This is a genomic window from Cupriavidus sp. GA3-3 (assembly GCF_000389805.1).
GTDB classification, from domain to species: domain Bacteria; phylum Pseudomonadota; class Gammaproteobacteria; order Burkholderiales; family Burkholderiaceae; genus Cupriavidus; species Cupriavidus necator_D.
In genome coordinates this window covers 126597-144289 of record NZ_KB944470.1, presented here as the reverse complement: position 1 = coordinate 144289, position 17693 = coordinate 126597, and the positions used below count along the sequence as shown (strand labels likewise).

General features: G+C 65.2%; 15 protein-coding genes. 7 read left to right on the top strand and 8 right to left on the bottom strand.

The window, feature by feature from the left end; genetic code table 11:
- Positions 1–279 precede the first annotated feature (279 nt).
- Together C265_RS09730 and C265_RS09725 are read left to right on the top strand one after the other, a co-directional pair.
- Positions 280–1320 carry an isocitrate/isopropylmalate dehydrogenase family protein gene (locus C265_RS09730; protein ID WP_010809741.1) on the top strand — a complete coding sequence of 347 codons (1041 nt, stop codon included), beginning with the start codon at positions 280–282 and terminating at the stop codon, positions 1318–1320.
- Positions 1321–1509: 189 nt separating this feature from the next.
- The gene (locus C265_RS09725) at positions 1510–2832 is read left to right on the top strand and encodes a CitMHS family transporter (protein WP_037024043.1); all 1323 of its coding nucleotides are present in this window, start codon (positions 1510–1512) and stop codon (positions 2830–2832) included.
- 131 nt (positions 2833–2963) lie between these two features.
- Here the strand turns inward: C265_RS09725 and C265_RS32150 are convergent, their stop codons facing one another.
- Positions 2964–3269: a hypothetical protein gene (locus C265_RS32150; protein WP_136227858.1), complete on the bottom strand. Its 306-nt coding sequence runs from the start codon at positions 3267–3269 to the stop codon at positions 2964–2966.
- 225 nt (positions 3270–3494) lie between these two features.
- On the opposite strand from C265_RS32150, the gene C265_RS09720 reads away from it, so the two are divergent.
- Together C265_RS09720 and C265_RS09715 are read left to right on the top strand one after the other, a co-directional pair.
- Positions 3495–4718 carry a polyhydroxyalkanoate depolymerase gene (locus C265_RS09720; protein WP_010809739.1) on the top strand — a complete coding sequence of 408 codons (1224 nt, stop codon included), beginning with the start codon at positions 3495–3497 and terminating at the stop codon, positions 4716–4718.
- Positions 4719–5144: 426 nt separating this feature from the next.
- A complete protein-coding gene (locus C265_RS09715; RefSeq protein WP_010809738.1) occupies positions 5145–6365 on the top strand; it encodes a cyanophycinase in 1221 nt (406 codons plus the stop codon).
- Between the two features lie 60 nt (positions 6366–6425).
- Here C265_RS09715 and C265_RS09710 read toward each other — a convergent pair whose 3' ends face one another.
- Positions 6426–7700 (bottom strand): MFS transporter, encoded by a 1275-nt coding sequence (locus C265_RS09710; RefSeq protein WP_010809737.1) that lies wholly within the window; start codon positions 7698–7700, stop codon positions 6426–6428.
- On the bottom strand, positions 7678–7935 hold the full coding sequence (locus C265_RS09705) for a hypothetical protein (protein WP_136227857.1): 258 nt from the start codon (positions 7933–7935) through the stop codon (positions 7678–7680). Before C265_RS09705 ends, C265_RS09710 begins: the two co-directional genes overlap by 23 nt.
- 287 nt (positions 7936–8222) lie before the next feature.
- On the opposite strand from C265_RS09705, the gene C265_RS09700 reads away from it, so the two are divergent.
- Entirely contained in the window at positions 8223–8666 is a 444-nt protein-coding gene (locus C265_RS09700) for a cupin domain-containing protein (protein WP_010809735.1), read from the top strand.
- 80 nt (positions 8667–8746) lie between these two features.
- Here C265_RS09700 and C265_RS09695 read toward each other — a convergent pair whose 3' ends face one another.
- The gene (locus tag C265_RS09695) at positions 8747–9394 is read right to left on the bottom strand and encodes a TetR family transcriptional regulator (protein WP_010809734.1); all 648 of its coding nucleotides are present in this window, start codon (positions 9392–9394) and stop codon (positions 8747–8749) included.
- Positions 9395–9558: 164 nt separating this feature from the next.
- Between C265_RS09695 and C265_RS09690 the strand changes: the two genes are divergently transcribed.
- Positions 9559–12846, top strand: a complete 3288-nt coding sequence (locus C265_RS09690; protein WP_010809733.1) for a bifunctional cytochrome P450/NADPH--P450 reductase — start codon at positions 9559–9561, stop codon at positions 12844–12846.
- Between the two features lie 39 nt (positions 12847–12885).
- On the opposite strand, the gene C265_RS09685 is transcribed toward C265_RS09690, so the two are convergent.
- Positions 12886–14382: a M81 family metallopeptidase gene (locus C265_RS09685; RefSeq protein WP_010809732.1), complete on the bottom strand. Its 1497-nt coding sequence runs from the start codon at positions 14380–14382 to the stop codon at positions 12886–12888.
- Positions 14383–14411: 29 nt separating this feature from the next.
- Complete coding sequence (locus C265_RS09680) at positions 14412–15731, bottom strand: MFS transporter (RefSeq protein ID WP_010809731.1); 1320 nt, start codon at positions 15729–15731, stop codon at positions 14412–14414.
- A 137-nt stretch (positions 15732–15868) separates the two neighbouring features.
- Here C265_RS09680 and C265_RS09675 point away from each other — a divergent pair, with 137 nt between their 5' ends.
- A complete protein-coding gene (locus C265_RS09675) occupies positions 15869–16831 on the top strand; it encodes a LysR family transcriptional regulator (protein WP_010809730.1) in 963 nt (320 codons plus the stop codon).
- Positions 16832–16857: 26 nt separating this feature from the next.
- Here C265_RS09675 and C265_RS09670 read toward each other — a convergent pair whose 3' ends face one another.
- Positions 16858–17199, bottom strand: a complete 342-nt coding sequence (locus tag C265_RS09670; RefSeq protein WP_010809729.1) for a zinc ribbon domain-containing protein YjdM — start codon at positions 17197–17199, stop codon at positions 16858–16860.
- A gap of 57 nt (positions 17200–17256) precedes the next feature.
- Positions 17257–17640, bottom strand: a complete 384-nt coding sequence (locus C265_RS09665) for a hypothetical protein (RefSeq protein ID WP_010809728.1) — start codon at positions 17638–17640, stop codon at positions 17257–17259.
- Positions 17641–17693 lie beyond the last annotated feature (53 nt).

Here is a 17693-nt window from a genome sequence, read left to right as displayed (position 1 = left end):
CGCACTGCACCGGCGATGCTTTCACTGTCGCCGGCCCCGATTCGTCGGTCGTTCTCCGTCAGCAGGGTTCGTCGCCCTCCGCGTAAACCCCAATGACATAGCCGGCACATTGACAGTTTCCTGACAGCCTTCCCCGCCTAGAATCGGGCCCCTGGTCATCCGGACCGGCGGCAAACGCCGGAATCCGCAACCGGCGCCCCCCGGCGACGAGAAACACAGCCTCCCTGGCCCGGCGCCCTGGCCGGCCAGCGAAACGCTCAATTCACGACAGGAACGCAAATGGAAAACGGTGCACGCGAACAGATCCCGGCCACGCTGATCCCAGGCGACGGGATCGGTCCCGAAGTAGTGGACGCCACCGTCAGGGTGCTGGAAGCGCTGGGCGCCCCGTTTGCCTGGGATATCCGGCGCGCGGGGATGGCCGGCGTCGAATACAGCGGCGATCCCCTGCCGCAAGACACGCTGGACAGCATCGGCCGCACCGGCCTGGCCCTGAAGGGGCCGCTGACCACGCCGGTGGGCGGTGGCTTCCGCTCGGTCAATGTGCGCCTGCGCGAGGCGTTCAACCTCTATGCCAACGTGCGCCCTGCCCGCACGCTGGTGCCGGGCCGCTTCGAGAATATCGACCTGGTGCTGGTGCGCGAGAACGTCGGCGGCTTCTATGTGGCCCATGACTACTACATCCCGGTTGGCGACGACCCGCATGCGGTGGCGGTGTCCACCGGCACCAACACGCGCGACGCGTGCCGGCGCATTGCCCGCTTCGCCTTCGAGTACGCCGTCAGGAACGGCCGCAAGAAGATCACGGTGGTGCACAAGGCCAATATCCTGAAGGCGCTCACCGGCATCTTCCTGGAAGCGGCGCGCGAGGTCGCCAGGGACTACGCGGGCCGCGTGGACATGGACGACATCATTGTCGACGCCTGCGCCATGCAGCTGGTGCTCAACCCGTGGCGCTTCGACATGCTGCTCTGTACCAACCTGTTCGGCGACATCCTGTCGGACCAGATCGCCGGCCTGGTTGGCGGGCTTGGCATGGCGCCGGGCGCCAACATCGGCGACCAGGCCGCGATCTTCGAGGCGGTGCACGGCTCGGCGCCAGACATCGCCGGCAAAGGCATTGCCAACCCGATCTCGCTGATGCTGGCCGCCGGCCTGATGCTCGACCACGTGGGCCGCCAGGACCTGGCCACGCGCCTGCGCACGGCCATCGAGCTGACGCTGGTCCAGGACCAGGTGAAGACCGGCGACCTCCACGGCACGGCCACCACGCTGCAGTTCGCGGACGCGGTAGTGAAACGCATCGCTTCCGCCAGCTGAGCCGCGCCCGCGCGGCCCGCCCGGGCCAGCGCGCAAGACTGCCACCCTCCGCGGTCATTCCATACCCGGCACGCCCTGTCGTGCCGGCGGGATCGGCCTTGCTTTTAACCTCGTGCGCCGCACGGACGCACACACACACCCGCCCGCATGCGCCCCACGCTGCAGGGCGGCAAAGAGATACAGAAAAAGATGTTGACCCTGCTCGCCTATTCGATGGTGATCGTGTTCATGGCATTGATCATGACAAAACGGCTCTCCGCCATGGTGGCGCTGATCCTGGTTCCGATTGCGTTCGCCGCGATCGGCGGTTTCGGCCCGGAACTCGGCCCGATGATGCTGGACGGCGTCAAGAAGCTGGCGCCGACCGGCGTGATGCTGATGTTCGCCATCCTGTATTTCGGCCTGATGATCGATGCCGGGCTGTTCGATCCGGTGGTGCGCGCGATCCTGAAGATAGTGGGCGGCGATCCGGTCAAGATCATCATGGGCACCTTCGTGCTGGCCGCGCTGGTGTCGCTCGACGGCGACGGCTCGACCACTTACATGATCACCTGCGCCGCCATGCTCCCGCTCTACAAGCGCCTGGGCATCAGCCGGCTGGTGCTGGCCTGCGTGATCATGATGGCCGGCGGGCTGATGAACATCCTGCCCTGGGGCGGCCCGACCGCGCGTGCCGCCAGCGCGCTGGGCGTGGACGTGGGGTCGCTGTTCGTGCCGATGATCCTGCCGATGATTGTCACCGGCATGTGGGGCCTGTTCGTGGCATTCCTGCTCGGCCGCCGCGAACGCAACCGGCTTGGCAGCATCGCACTGATGCGCACCGGGGCCGGCGATGACGGCCATGCCATGCCGGAGGCCGCCGCCGGCGATCCGCGGATCGCCAGGCCGAAGCTGCTGTGGTTCAACTTCCTGCTGACCTGCGGCCTGATGGTGCTGCTGGTTCTCGGCACCTTGCCGCTGCCTGCGCTGTTCATCATCGCATCCGCCATCGCGCTGATGGTCAACTACCCGAGCCTGCACGAACAGAAGGAGCGCATGGGCGCGCATGCCACCAACGTCGTGCCGGTGGTGTCGCTGATTTTCGCCGCCGGCATCTTCGTCGGAATCCTGTCGGGCACCAAGATGGTCGACGCCATCGCCAACAGCGTCATCAGCGCCGTGCCGGACTGGATGGGTCCCTACATGGCCCTGGTGACCGGGGTGCTGAGCATTCCGTTCACGTTCTTTATCTCGAACGACGCGTTCTACTTCGGCATCCTGCCGATCCTGGCCAAGGCTGCCGCCGTCTATGGCATCGGCGCGGCGGAGATCGGACGCGCCTCGCTGATCGGGCAGCAGGTTCACCTGCTGAGCCCCCTGGTCGCGTCGACCTACCTGCTGGTCGGCCTGGCCGAGGTCGAATTTGGCGATCACCAGCGCTATACGCTGCTCTGGGCGCTGTCGGCGGCAGTGGTCATGATGCTGGCTACCGTTGCCTTCGGCGTGATTCCGGTCATTGGCCGGGCAGCGTGACAGCGAGGAAGCGGGACCGGGCGGGTCAACCACATCCGCCTGCCTGGCGTTTTACCCGAACGCAACTTGCAAAAATTTACAAATAGCCGAGCAGATGGCCCGGCTGCGTCCGCCCTGCTGGCAATAGAGGATCACATATCGCCTGCACATAAGGCCACATTCGCATCGAATGATCCCGCAAAGGTTCCTTCGTTGCCAAGGACGTATGCAAAGGGTTGCAATAGGGTTAGATCGAATATGTTACTGAATGTAAATGGCGTAACTTGATTGCAAGCTGTTCCGCTGGCATTGCGACGCAATGCTGGTGGCTTGAGTAGTAGGGGGGCATCATGCAGCATTCCAGCCGATTCGCGTGCGACCTGGGCCGCGCGCATCAGTCCGGCCGCAACGGCCGCCACGGCAAGACCGGAGCCTCCCGCAGCCAGTCCATTCGACATCGACGGCACCTGAGCCGCGCGCAGCACTTCTCAGTGCACCAGCGCCACCTTCCCACCTACGCACCCGCGGCAGAAGCCTGTCGGCCGCCCGCCCACCTTGCACGAAGCCGGCCATGCGGCTGTCGGGCACGCCAACTGCGCTGAAGCCCGCATTGCGCAGCACCCGGTTTGCCGGCCCCTGCGCCAGAACAACACACCAACCAATTCAAAAAGGCGGGAATCGCAATGGCGCTCTATGCTCTGCGGGAACTCACGCTGCAGTCCCTTGGCCCGCTCGGGGCGATGATCGAGGCAGGTTATCGTGCAGTCAATTTCTGGGGCGAGTCGGTCGCCTGGCTTCCGGGGCTGCGCGAGGCCGACGCCGCGCTTGAGTTGTTCACCCGGCTGACCAAGGCCTATGGCAAACCAAGCTTTGAGATCGACGAGGTCTTCGTGCGCGGCCAGCGGGTGGCCGTCACCGAGACCGCGCTCATCGAGGAGCCCTTCTGCCGGCTGCTGCATTTCAGGAAGGACATGTCCAATCCTGGCCCCCGGGTGTTGCTGGTGGCGCCGCTCTCCGGCCACTACGCCACCCTGCTGCGCCCGACGGTCGAGGCATTGCTGCCCGGGCATGATGTCTACATCACCGACTGGGCCGATGCGCGCCTGGTCCCGCTTGACGCCGGGCACTTCGATCTTGGCTGCTATGTCGATTACCTGAAAAAGTTCTTGCGATACCTCGGCGCCGGCACGCATATCGTCGCGGTTTGCCAGCCCGGGGTCCCGGTGCTTTGCGCGGTCGCCCAGATGGCCGAAGACAACGAGCAGGTGCAGCCCCGCTCCATGACCCTGATCGCCGCGCCGATCGACACGCGCGTCAGCCCGACGGCGGTCGACCAGTTCGCGCAGCAATATTCGCTGGCGTGGTTCGAGGCCAACGTCATCGAACGGGTGCCCGCCGGCTACCCGGGAAACGGGCGCCGGGTTTATCCAGGCTTCCTCCAACTGGCAGGCTTCGTATCGATGAACGTCGCACAGCACGCCGGTGCGCACCTCGACTTCTACCGCCACCTGGTCGATGGCAGGCAGACCGAGGCAGCCAGGCACCGCAAGTTCTATGACGAGTACAACGCCGTGCTCGACGTGCCGGCCGAGTACTACCTGGAAACCATCCAGAAGGTTTTCCTGGAGCATCACCTGTGCCGCGGCCGCATGGAAGTCGGCCAGCGCCGTGTCTACCCCGAGGCCATTGCCAACGTTTCATTGCTGACCATCGAAGGCAGCGAGGATGACATCACCGGCCGCGGCCAGACCGAAGCGGCTCACGCGCTCTGCGCAGGTCTTGCCGCCGACCGGAAAGAACACCTGGTCGTCGACGGCGTGGGTCACTACGGCACCTTCGCCGGCCAGCGTTTCCGGGAATCCATCCTGCCCGCCATGACGCAGTTCATTCAACGGTGCGCCGACTGAGCGCTCCGTCGCCTTGGCGAGGCCAGTTGCGCAAGCTTCCAGGCGGGGACTGGCAAACAGTACAACGCCAACGTACGCCAGCAAACAGACCTTGCCGATGGCCGTGGCACCTTTGCTCTCATGGCGATCCGGCATGCGCGAGCGCCGCCTGTAGTGACCTTCGGAAGCAGGCCGCGATGGCGGCCTTGTTGCTGGTGGTCGTGTCTGCCTCACCGCATCTCCTGTCGGGACCAGGGTCGGCTGGAGTTTTTGTGCGCCAGCGTCTATAACGGAACGCCTGCACGTCCCGCACTTGTGCTCGGAATAACAGCCGGGAGCTTTTGCCTGGCGACGTGACATCTGCCAGCTCTTCCAGGGACTTGGCGCGTTGCTTTTCTGTCATCACCGAGTTGTACAAAGAAGATAGCGGCAGGGGGGTGTCACGTCATGGAATTCATTTCCAAGCTCACACAGCATTGCAGGGTGGTGGCGTACTACGCGGTCGCCTGTATCAGCGTGGTACTTGGGGTGCTGATGCCCCCCGCGTTTGCAGGTGACAAGACTACCTACAGCTACTTCGTAACTGGTACACGGTACTTCATGACTGGCAATCCAGTGCCGGTGCAGGCCCTCCCCACACCTCAGCCACGGGCGGTACAGCCGGTGGTCATCATGGGTGGCGGGCCCGATGTCGATGGCGCGTTTCGCTGGATGATTCGGCAGGCGGGCATTACCAAAGCAACGGGCGGTCGCATGGTCGTGATTCGCGCGACCGGCACCGACGCTTACGACCCTTACTTCTACTACAGCAACAAGAAGAACGCGACCGATATCCCCGCAGTGGACGGCTATGTCGGTGGCGCGTACCTCGGCCTGACTGCGGCGGAAACGCTGGTCATTACCGACACAGCTGCGGCGAATGATCCGTTTGTAAACGCCGTTGTCGGCAGCGCGAACGCATTGTGGATTGCGGGCGGCGATCAGGCCAACTACATCAAGTTCTGGAAAGGTACGAAGCTCAACGCGACCATCGCCGCGCTCATGCAGCAGAACGTTCCTGTTGGCGGCACCAGCGCCGGGGCCAACGTCCTGGGGCAGTTCGTTTTCTCCGCCATCGAAGGGACGGTCACATCGACGCAGGCGCTGAGCGATCCATACAACAAGTACATGACATTTGACCCGAAAGGGTTTTCCGGCCCTGAATTCCTGAACACTACGGCATTGGACAATACGTTCGTCGATCCTCACTTCGACACGCGCGATCGCATGGGCAGGCTGGTCACGTTCCTGTCAAGAAGCATTGCGCCATGGTCCGGTTCGGGCTGCGAGGGCGGAGTCCTGACGAACCCGTCGGCCGCCCGAGGGATTGGCCTTGACGTCGAGACAGCGTTGCAGATTCAGAATATCTCAGGCCGCTTCGTTGCACAGCGCGTCACCAACATATCCACGACATCGCCCAGCGCTGTTCACTTCCTGAGGCCACTGACTTCGCCCGCGGTCTGCGCGCCCGGCAAGCCGCTGACCATCTACGGTGTCCATGTCCAGCGGCTGGACGACGAGACTGTCTTTGATATGACAAACTGGTGGAATGGCGGCAGCGCAGGAATCGAAGCGTATGTCGTTGATGAGAACGCCGGCATCCAGAGCCCGGCCACCATACATTACTAGGGCCTGCCCCCTCCTCGCCCGCCAGCGATTGCGCACGCTGGAGCAGCAGCGGGCCGACGCCTAGGCTTGGACCTCCGGACTTGGTTCGCCATCCCTGGTAGCAATCAATGCCTTTGGCGTCAGCGGGATCAAAAGCAGGATCAGTGCGTACACCACGGTAGTCGCGATCACGCAATATGTGAAACCGTGCGTTGGGCTGCTGTTATAGATCCATGAGCCCAGGAGATCGCCGGCACGCGCCGAGAGCGCGAGAACGCCATCCACCAGCATCATCAAGGTTCCTTGCAGGCCCGGCGGACAGGACCGCATCGCGAGATCGAAGTATGCTGCCGTGGCGACACCGCCCATCAGCCCTATCGGTGCCGCCAATACCAGGGCAAGATTGGCTGAGTGGATGAATGCCAGCGGAACCATCTGCGGCACTGCGACGATCGTTCCCCACCACAGCAGCTTGTTCAGCGATACCTTCTTGCACAGAAAGCCATACAGCAGAAATGTCGGGACGAACGCGGCGGCAAAGATCCCGTTGTAGTACGAGTAAACGGAATCCGATGCATGCAGCTCATTGCTCAGGTAGAACTGCAGCGGCGTGGCCGCTCCTGGCGCAAAGTTCCACAGAAAGCAGATGAGAACCGCTGGATAAACAGCCTTATGTCTCACCAGCCGCCTGACATTGCCAACGAGATCCGTGCCCCTGGCTTGCGGCTTCTCGTAGATATGGCCGAAGACCGAAACGGGCTTCCAGAGCGCCAGCACCGCAATCAAAAAGGCGAACATCGCCATCAGCAGGAAGGCTTCTTTTGCGGCGAGATGATCGGAGATGTACCCGGAGGCGAACGCTCCCGCAACGACCGGGACGGAGCCGACCACGTTCAACAGGGCGCTCAGGCGCCCGGACATGAGCTTCTCCTGGCCCACCAGGGCGATCAACCCCTGATAGGCTGCGGCGATGAACCGGGACGACAGCATTGCCAGCAGCATCCCGATGACCAGCCCCGCGTATGAGAAACCTGAATACGCCATCCAGATGAATGCCACCGCGGTCGCCGGGGCGAAAATCAGGAAGAAGCCACGATCGCGCAATCCCAGCGGATTCCATTGGTCGCGCGCGAGGCCAAAAACGAACGCAAGGTAGACTGGTATGCCCGTCACCAGCCGGAATGTCGAGATCTCCGTCGCCGTCGCATGCAGCTGGTTCTTGAGCAGGTACGACGTCTGTATATCGACCAGGTAACCGGCCGGCGTTGCCAGAGCGATGAACAGGGTCAGCCAACCGAAATACAGCAGGGTCCGGTCGCTGCCCTCGGAACCATCATGACCAGAAGCGGCCGGCATTTTCGTCGCTCAGCGTTGCACGTATCGGGGCCAGGCGAATTCGCTCGGCGATGCATTCGGTATCAGGGCCGTATGTGACGCCGGAGAGGCGTCGGACGCGTTCGACTGCGGTTTCCCGCAGTGCGGGCTGGCCCATGAAAGGCAGATGGCTGTTGGCGTTACGCATCGAGCCAGCCTTGTCGGTCATCCTGTCAACCCCGATGCCGGGAATGCTCTGCAAGCGAGTGACTGCCATGATCTCATCCCTTCTCCCTGTCAACTCCATTGAAATGGGAAAGCGAGCCAGGGGCAAGTGACATTGCGCATGGGAGGAACGTTTGCTGACGCACATTGGCCGTGGCAATCCTCATTCCTGGCGATGACTTCCGATCGTGGGCCGCCTAAAATTCCCACACATCAAATAAGCGGGCAGCCCATGCCCCGCCCGTCCGGCATCGTGGCCGGCTCGCTTTGGAGCTGCCGCATGCCTCACACCCGGATAGCATCGCCACGTCGGCGCTCTCACTGACGGAGCAGAAAATCATGAAACCAGAACCATTTGCGGTGACTCCGGAAGCGTATGGACGCGCGCTCAACGTGGTGGGAGAAAGGATCACGGTGCTGGCATCCAAGACCGCCACGCAAGGCTATGAGGTGTTTCTGCAGCAGGGCGAAGAAGGCAGTGGCCCACCGCCGCATAGCCATGACTGGGACGAATCGTTCTTCATTACCAAGGGGACGGTCGAGATCGGCTATGGCGATCAAGCGATCACTGCTGCCGCTGGCACCTTTGTCCATGTGCCAGCGGGCACGGTGCATTACTTCCGTTTCGGCTTCGGCGGCGGCGAAATGATTTCAGTCACCAGCCACGGCGGAAACGCATCGCACCTGTTCACGCGGCTCGATGAGGAAATTCCGCCAGGCGCGCCGGACATGGAAAAGCTCCTGGCGGTGGCGCAAGAGTGTGGCATCACGATTTCAGGGTGAGTGCTGGCCCGGACACACGCCTTCGCTTCGGCCACTGCTTCGGCTGAGTTTCTTCCTTCTGCGTGTTTCGTCGCAACAGGCTACGCCGCCACGGCCTTGCGCTCCCTGCCTGATTTCGCTCCCGGCTGGGCATTCGGCCCTGCCGCGCCCTGCAGCAGCCAGCAACTCAACTGCACCGAGCGCGCCATCAGCCTGCGCCGTCCGGCGGCATCGGCTTCGATGTAGTCGACGCATTGATGGAAAAGGTAGGAAACGACGTACGCGCAGACGTCGTCAATGACCGGGCGTGAGAGCTTGGGACACAGCCCCAGCCGCTCGATGTCTTCCGCCATCTCGGCGGCGATGTCATCCAGCACCGTGCGAATGGCAACGCGAAGCGCGGGCTGCGGGCCCGTGATCCCGCACACACCAACGATGAATGCATCCGGGTGATGCTGCGCGTACAGGAACAGCGCTTCGCACGCACGCGTGGCCACTTCACCCGGGTTGTCGCGGGCAGCGGCCCATCGGACCGCACGCAGCATCGGCCGCAGTTCGGCGCTGACCTCGGCCATGGCGGTGATGGCCAGGTCTTCCATGTCGCTGAAATGCCGGTAGAACGTGTTGGGGTTCAGGCCGGCCTCGCGCGCGATCTCGCGCAGCTTGAGTGCCGCAAAGCTGCGCTTGGCTGCGGCCAGCCGCAACGCGGCGTCGATCAGGCGGCGTTTGCCGTCGGCAATGGCTTCCATGAATGCGGTTTAGTAGCAGGACTCGGTTTTTGCCCGACATGCTTCGTTGACAGCATGTCTACGGTTGTCTACGCTTGCGCCGGTAGACAGATGTCTACGTTAAATGAAACGGCCGCACGTGGCAAATCGCGTGTCAGCGCCAGTTCAGGAGACACCGCCCCGCCATGCCGCCGCCCATTGAGCTATCCAGCCCCGACCAGGCCTCCGACGCGCCGCATCAAACCCCTGCCCGCTCCATCCATGCAACCATCCCCGAACCCATCCCGCGCGACCCGGGTTGGCCGCTGGTCGGCAACCTGCTGCAGATCACACCCGGTGCGCTGGGCCAGCACCTGCTGGCGCGCAGCCGCCACCATGATGGCATCTTCGAACTGAATTTCGCCGGCCGGCGCGTGCCGTTCGTGACGTCGGTGGCACTGGCCTCCGAGTTGTGCGATGCCGCGCAGTTCCGCAAGTACATCGGCCCGCCGCTGTCCTACCTGCGCGGCATGGCCGGCGACGGGCTATTCACCGCACGCTCCGACGAGGCCAACTGGGGCAAGGCGCACCGCATCCTGATGCCGGCGTTCAGCCAGCGCGCGATGAAGGGCTACTTCGACGTCATGCTGCGCGTGGCCAACCGGCTGGTGGACAAATGGGACCAGCAAGGCCCGGATGCCGATATCGCGGTCGCTGACGACATGACGCGGCTGACGCTCGATACCATCGCGCTGTCCGGCTTCGGCTATGACTTTGAATCGTTCGCCAGCGCGGAACTGCACCCCTTCATCGAGGCCATGGTGGGCGCGCTGGAAGAGGCGATGTCCAAGCTGACGCGCTTTGCCCTGCAAGACCGCTTCATGCATGCGGCGCACCAGAAGTTCGACCAGGACACCCGCTTCATGCGCGACCTTGTGGACGACGTGATCCGGCGGCGGCGCGCGGGCGACGCGGCGGAACGCCCGGGCGGCACCGCCAACGACCTGCTCGGCCTGATGCTGGAAGCGCGGGATCCGGACACCGACCAGCGGCTGGACGACGAGAACATCCGCAACCAGGTGATCACGTTCCTGATTGCGGGCCACGAGACCACCAGCGGCCTGCTCACCTTCGCGCTGTATGAACTGCTGCGCAACCCGGGCGTGATGGCACAGGCCTACGCGGAGGTGGACGCCGTGCTGCCCGGCGACGCGGCGCCGGTCTACGCCGACCTGGCGCGGCTGCCGGTACTGGACCGCGTGCTGAAGGAAACGTTGCGCCTGTGGCCCACCGCGCCTGCCTTCGCCGTGGCGCCGTTTGAAGACACGCTGCTGGGCGGCCGCTACCTGATCCGCAAGGACAGGCGCCTGTCGGTGGTGCTGACCGCGCTGCACCGCGACCCCAAGGTGTGGGCCGACCCGGAACGCTTTGACATCGATCGCTTCCTGCCTGAGCAGGAGGCAAAGCTGCCGCGCCACGCCTACATGCCTTTCGGCAACGGGGAACGTGCCTGCATCGGCCGCCAGTTTGCGCTGACCGAGGCCAAGCTGGCACTGGCGCTGATGCTGCGCAATTTCCAGTTCACCGACGCGCACGACTACCAGTTCCGCATCAAGGAAACACTGACGATCAAGCCCGACGGATTCACGGTGCGTGCGCGCCGGCGCCGGCCGCATGAGCGCATCGCCGCGGTGCCGCTCGCCGGGACCGCGCAAGCGCCGCGGGCGGGCCCCGATGTGCAGGGCCGCGGCAGGACGCTTGCCGTGCTGTGCGGATCCAGCCTTGGCACCGCGCGCGAACTGGCTGAGCAGGTGCATGCCGGCGCGCTGGCGGCGGGCTTTGATGCGACGCTGCGCGACCTGGACGACGTGGCCGACGCGCTCCCGACCACCGGCCTGGCCGTCATCATCGCCGCCACCTATAACGGCCGCGCGCCGGACTCGGCAAGGCGGCTCGAAGCGCTGCTCGACAGCGGCGCCGCCAGCGGCTACCGGGCAGAAGCGCTGAGCGTGGCCGTGCTGGGCTGCGGCAACTCGCAATGGCCGACGTACCAGGCCTTCCCGCGCCGCGTCTATGAATTCTTCACCAATGCCGGCGCCAGTCCGCTGCTGCCGCGTGGCGAAGCCGACGGCAACGGCGACTTCGACCAGGCCGCGGAACGGTGGCTGGCCTTGCTGTGGCAAGCCTTGCAGGCCGGTGACGGCGTGGGCGGGCCGGCCCACGGGACGCCGCCGGTCCGGGTGCAGGTGAAAGACGTCGCCGAGATCCGCGCGTCCACGCTGCCGGCAAACACCGAGGCCTTCACGATCCTGGCCAACGCCGAGCTGGTGAACGATCCGTCCGGCCTGTGGGATTTCTCGCGCGAGGCGCCGCGGACTTCCACGCGCGATATCCGCCTCAGGCTGCCCGACGGCGTGCGCTACGCCACAGGCGATCACCTCGCCGTCTATCCGCAGAACCAGCCCGGGATGGTCGCGGCCCTGTGCGAGCGGATCGGCATCGACCCGGACGCCATCGTCACGTTGTCCGCCTCCGGCGGGGCCGCGCGCGGCCTGCCGCTGGGCGAGGCCCTGTCCGTGCGCCAGTTGCTGACCCATTTTGTGGAGCTGCAGGACGTGGTGTCGCGCCATACCCTGCGCCTGCTGTCGCAGTCTTCGCGCTGCCCGGCCACGCGCCAGGCCCTGCGGCAGCTGGCCTCGGACGACGCCGGGAGCGGGTACGCCGCCCAGGTGGCGCCGCGCCGGCTCGGGCTGGCCGACGTGCTGGACCGCTTTCCCGCCATCGAGATGGATCTGGCCGGCCTGCTGGCTTGCACCGTGCCAATGCGGCCGAGGTTCTATTCGATCGCCTCATCGCCGCTGGTCTCGCCCGACGTGGCGACCATCACCGTCGGCACGGTCTGGTCACCGGCGCTGTCGGGCCGCGGACTCTTCCGCGGCGTGGCTTCCACCTGGCTGCAGGGCCTGGCGCCCGGCGCCATGGTGGCGGGTGCCATCCGCACCCCCAATCCCACCTTCGCGCCCGCGGCGGACCCGGCCACGCCCATGATCCTGATCGGCCCCGGCACGGGCATTGCGCCGTTCCGCGGCTTTCTTGAGGAGCGGGCCGCGCAACAGGCAGCCGGGCAGCCGATGGCCCCGGTGCAGCTGTACTACGGCTGCCGCCACCCCGCGCACGACTGGCTCTACCGCAACGACGTGGAGCGCTGGCAGGCACAGGGCGTGGTGCAGGTCCACCTGGCCTGTTCAGTCGTGGGTGGCGAGCCGCGCTACGTGCAGGACCTGCTGTGGCAGCGCCGTGCCGATGTCTGGGCCCGGCTGAACCAGGGCGCGATCATCTACGTGTGCGGCGACGGCCGCCACATGGCGCCCGCGGTCAGGCAGGTGCTGATTCAGATCGGCGCAGAGCAAGGGGGGATGACAGCAGAGGCGGCGTCGGACTGGCTGGCAGAGCTGGTCAGCGCAGGCAGGTACCGGCAGGATGTCTTCAACTGATGCCCCGCCGGGTCGCCCGGTCGCGCCGCTGGCGCGGTACTAGCCCTGGAAGGGCTTGCCCATCGGCTTGAGACGGATGCCGGGGGCAAGCCTGGTCCAGGGCAGGTCCGCGGGATCCGCCGTCATCGGGCCGGGCGCCTTGGCCACCAGCACGGCGTGCGCGATGCCCTGGAAATCGGCCCGGAAATGCACCGAACTCTTGTTGACGAGAATCTTCATCGCCTCGGGCTCGACCCCGCCCACGCGGAACAGGTTGCGGTCCAGCATCTGGGCCTTGCCGGCACTGACGACCACCAGCACATCGTCGATACGCAGCAGCGCGACGGGCCCGACATCGGCCAGCATGCCGTTCATCATCGGCCCGCCGTAGCGGCATACGCCATCGGAGAGCTTCAGCACCTTGAAGCGCCCCCGCAGCGGCTCGTCACCGGGCACCCCGGAAACACCGCCGAGAGCGACGTCGATGGTGGCTCCCACGCCGGCGCGGTGCGCCTCGGCCGCCACGGCCGGATCCCAGATCAGCCCGATGGCCGCGTGCCGCGCGCCGTGGCGCAGCAAGGCGCGCAGCATGCCCGTGGTGTTCGAGTCGCCGCCGGCCCCGGGGTTGTCCTGCGTGTCGGCAATGACCACCGGGCGCGTCGCCCCCTCGGCCAGCCGCATGGCCTCGAGCACGGCTTCGTCCGGCGAGAGGAACGGGACCTCCCAGGCAGGCTCATCCGCCAGCATCCGGTCGTACAAGGCCTGCACCACCGCGTCGACCGCTGCGGCGTCCTCGCCGTATCCCCAGATCACCGGCCCGCACTCCGGAAAGTCGGCTGCGGGAAAGCCCGGCGCGAACGACAGCGATACCACGGCGCCGCTTTCCCCCTGCTGCAGCAGCGAATACATGGCGCGGGCAGGCTCCAGCATCGTGCACATGCCGTTGATCGGGATCAGGAAGGGCAGCCGGCGTACTGCGCGATGCAGCGGCCCCCTGCCCTCCAGCAAGCGCTGCAGCAATGCCGCGGCCCGCTCGCCGGTCTCGGCCATGTCCACGTGCGGATACGTTCGATAGGCCACCAGTGCGTCGGCGGCCTCGAGCATCGCCCGCGTGACATTGGCATGCAGGTCGAGCGACGCGACCACCGGCACGCCCGGCCCCACCACGGCTCGGATGCGCGCGAGCAAGGTGCCTTCGCCATCGTCCGTATGTTCGGCAACCATCGCGCCATGCAGGTCCAGATAGACCGCATCGAATCCGCCGGCGCGCGTGGCCTCGACGATCTCGCCGGCAATGCGCTCGAACGCATCCTCGGTCACGTGCGCGGATGGGCTCGCGCCGGCCCAGATCACCGGCAGCAGCATCCAGCCGCGCCGCTCTGCCGCGGCAATGAAGCCGCCGGCCGGAATGTTGACGTCGCGCAGCGACAGCACGTCATCGCCACGCACCATCGCCGGAAAGCCCTCGCCGCGCTCGAAGCTGGCATAGGTGGCCTTTGACGGCGCAAAGGTATTGGTCTCGTGCTGAAAGCCGGCGATCAGAATCCGTGTTGCCAAAGTTCTCTCCGTGAATTGAATGGCCAGCCTCAGGCGGGCGAGACCGCGCCCTGGGGCGAGGGCATCCGGTTGGCTACCAGTACGGCCGCTCCGGCCATCAGCAGCGCCACCATCACCAGCAGGCCGGCCTGCATGCTGCCGGTGGCGGTGCGCACCGCGCCAATGATGGTCGGGCTCAGGAAGCCGCCAATCAGGCCGATGGTATTGATCAGCGCGATACCACCCGCGGCGGCATCGCCCTTCAGGTATTGCGACGGAATCGCCCAGAACACGGTATAGGCGGCCCACATCATCGCCGTGGCGACGGTCATGCAGAGCAATGACAGCGGCAAGTTTCCACTCGACCCCGTGGCCAGGGCCAGCGCCACGGCGCCGACAAATGCGGGGACCGCACTGTGCCAGCGGCGCTCGCCGCGGCGATCCGAGCTGCGGCCGATCACGACCATGGCAATCGCCGCCGCCATGTACGGAATCATCGAATACAGCCCGATCTGCATGGTGTCCGTGACGCCGTCGGCCTTGAGGATCGACGGCAGCCAGAAGCTCACAGCGTAGATGCCGCAGATCATCGTGAAATAGGCAAAGGCCAGCAGGTAGACGCGCCGGTCGCGTGCGACCTGGCCGAATGACTGGTGGCCGCCTGCCGGCACCTGCAGTTCAGCCGCCAGCATGCGCTTCTCTTCGTCGCTGAGCCACTTCGCCTCGGCGGGCCGGTCGGCCAGCACGCGCAGCGCCAGGGCACCGAGCAGCACGCAAGGCAGCCCTTCGACCAGGAACATCCATTGCCAGCCCGCCAGGCCGTAGGCGCCGGACAGGCCTGTCATCAGCCACGTCGACAGCGGCGAGCCGAAGATCCCGCCGATGGGCCCGGCCAGCATCACCACGGCCATCACGCGCGCCATGCGACGCTGCCCGTACCAGTAGGTCAGGTAGAAGATCATGCCCGGTGCAAAGCCGGCCTCGAACACGCCGAGCAGGAAGCGCAGCACATAGAACGTGGTCTCGTCACGCACGAACATCATGCCCGCGGAAGTGAGACCCCACAGCACCAGGATGCGGCTGATGGTCTTGCGGGCACCAATCCGGGGCAGCAGCAGGTTGCTCGGGATTTCGAACAGGACGTAGCCGAAAAAGAAGATGCCGGCGCCCAGCCCGTACACCGCATCGGAAAAGCCGAGATCGCTTTGCATCTGCAGCTTGGCAAAGCCGATATTGACGCGATCCAGGTAGGCAAAGGTGTAGCAGAGCAGCAGGAACGGCAACAGGCGCCAGTTCAGCTTGCGGTACAGCGCCTGCTGCGCGGCGCTGCCGTACTCCGGCGTGGTACGTGGGGGCAGGGTTGCGGACATGTCGGTCTCTCCCGTGGTCGGCTCTATCTCTTGTGGATGCGATGTCGTTCAGGGTCGATCGTCTGGCATATGAAAAAACAGAGCAAGAGCAACTTAAGTCAGCTATCGTTGCCCTATTGGCAACAGCGGGATCCGACATGCGGGAACTGAACCAGCGCAGGCTGCGCTATTTCCACGAGGTACTGACACATGGCTCGATCCGCGGCGCGGCCGACAGCATCAACACCTCGCCATCGGTGATCACGCGCCAGATCCGGCTGCTGGAAGATGAGGTCGGCGCGCCGCTGTTCGACCGCCATGCACGCGGGGTGCAGCCGACCGAAGCCGCAGTGCATCTGCTCGAGTACTGGCGCGGCTGCCGCGCACAGCAGGAACTCTTCGAAGACCGCCTGCAGGCCTTGCGCGGCCTGCAGCACGGCCAGGTGCGCATCGCCACCAGCGAGGGCTATGTCGACGGACTGATGGACGAAGTGCTGACGGATTTCTGTGCGCGCTATCCCAGGCTCGACGTGACCGTCGACATCCTCCCGGTCAACAACGTCCTGCAAGAGGTAGCGGAAAGCCGCGCGCATATCGGGCTGGCCTACAATCCGCCTGCGCATGCCGATATCGCCTGGGTTGCCACGTCATCGCAACCGGTGGTGCTGCTGGTGCATGCCGGGCATCCGCTGGCACGCCGGGGCGGCAAGGTCGACGTGCACGAACTGGGCGACTACCCGCTGGCGATGATGCCGCCGGCATTCGGACTCGGGCAGGTCGTGCAGATGCTGGCCTACACGGAGAATGTCCAGATCCGCCCGACGCTGACCACGAACTCCCTGGCCGTGCTGCGCCATTTCGTGAAGCGGCATGATGGCATCACGCTCATCGGCGGGTTCGCGGCCTATCGTGAATTGCAGTCCGGCGAGCTGGTGACGCTGCCTATCGCCCATCCGCTGTTCGAGGCCGCCAAGGCACGCCTGCTGGTGAAGGCAGGCCGCCCGATGGGCGTGGCCGCGAATACGCTGCTGGACTGTATCCTGCGCGACATGCAGATGTTCGCGGCAGCCCGTTCGCGCAGCCGGGGGACGACCCCGTCCCGGAAGCCGCCGCGCAGGTGACTGAGTGGCGAAGGTGCAACGTCCGTTCAAACCTTCCTGACGAACTCCGATTTCAGGCTCATGGCACCAAAGCCGTCGATCTTGCAGTCGATATCGTGGTCACCGTCGACCAGGCGGATGTTCTTCACCTTGGTACCCATCTTGACCACGCCGGCCGACCCCTTCAGCTTCAGGTCCTTGATGACGGTGACGGTGTCCCCGTCCTGCAGGACATTGCCTGCCGCATCGCGATAAACCCTGGCCTCCGGTTCGGCCGGCGCCGCTGCCTGCGCCGACCATTCATGCGCGCATTCCGGGCAGATGTAGAGGCCTCCGTCTTCATAGGTGAATTCGGAATGACATTTTGGGCAGGGAGGCAAAGCGCTCATGGGGACTCTCAGGTGTCTGGCCAGGGCCGTAAAGGACCGGAAGTATACCGCCCCCGCCTATGGCAACGCATCAGGCGGCAGCACGCTCCATCCCGAAACGCTGCCGGACGTCGTCAGGCGCTGGCTCCTGAGGACGCCGTTCTCGTCGAACTCGAAGAAAACCGTCGACGACCGGATCGCGCCGCCGGCGAACAGCGGGCCAATGAACGGGATAAAGCTCTCAGGGTGCGGCCTGGAGGCCGCAAACGAATAGATCAGGATGGTCGACCCGTTGACCAGGGTGGTCTGCGACGAGGGCTTCCCCAGCTGGGCGGTAACGTCGTCGAGGGTGGAGAAACCGAGCAGGAAGTTCGCCATCTGCTCCTGTTTCACCTCGACGCCCGTCGATACGCAGGCGGCCAGCATGACGCAAGTCACAATCAATGCGTGAGCAGGCTTCATATCGTCACCGCCATACTTTTTGCGCCGTGGCCGGGACGCGCTGAAGGCGCCCG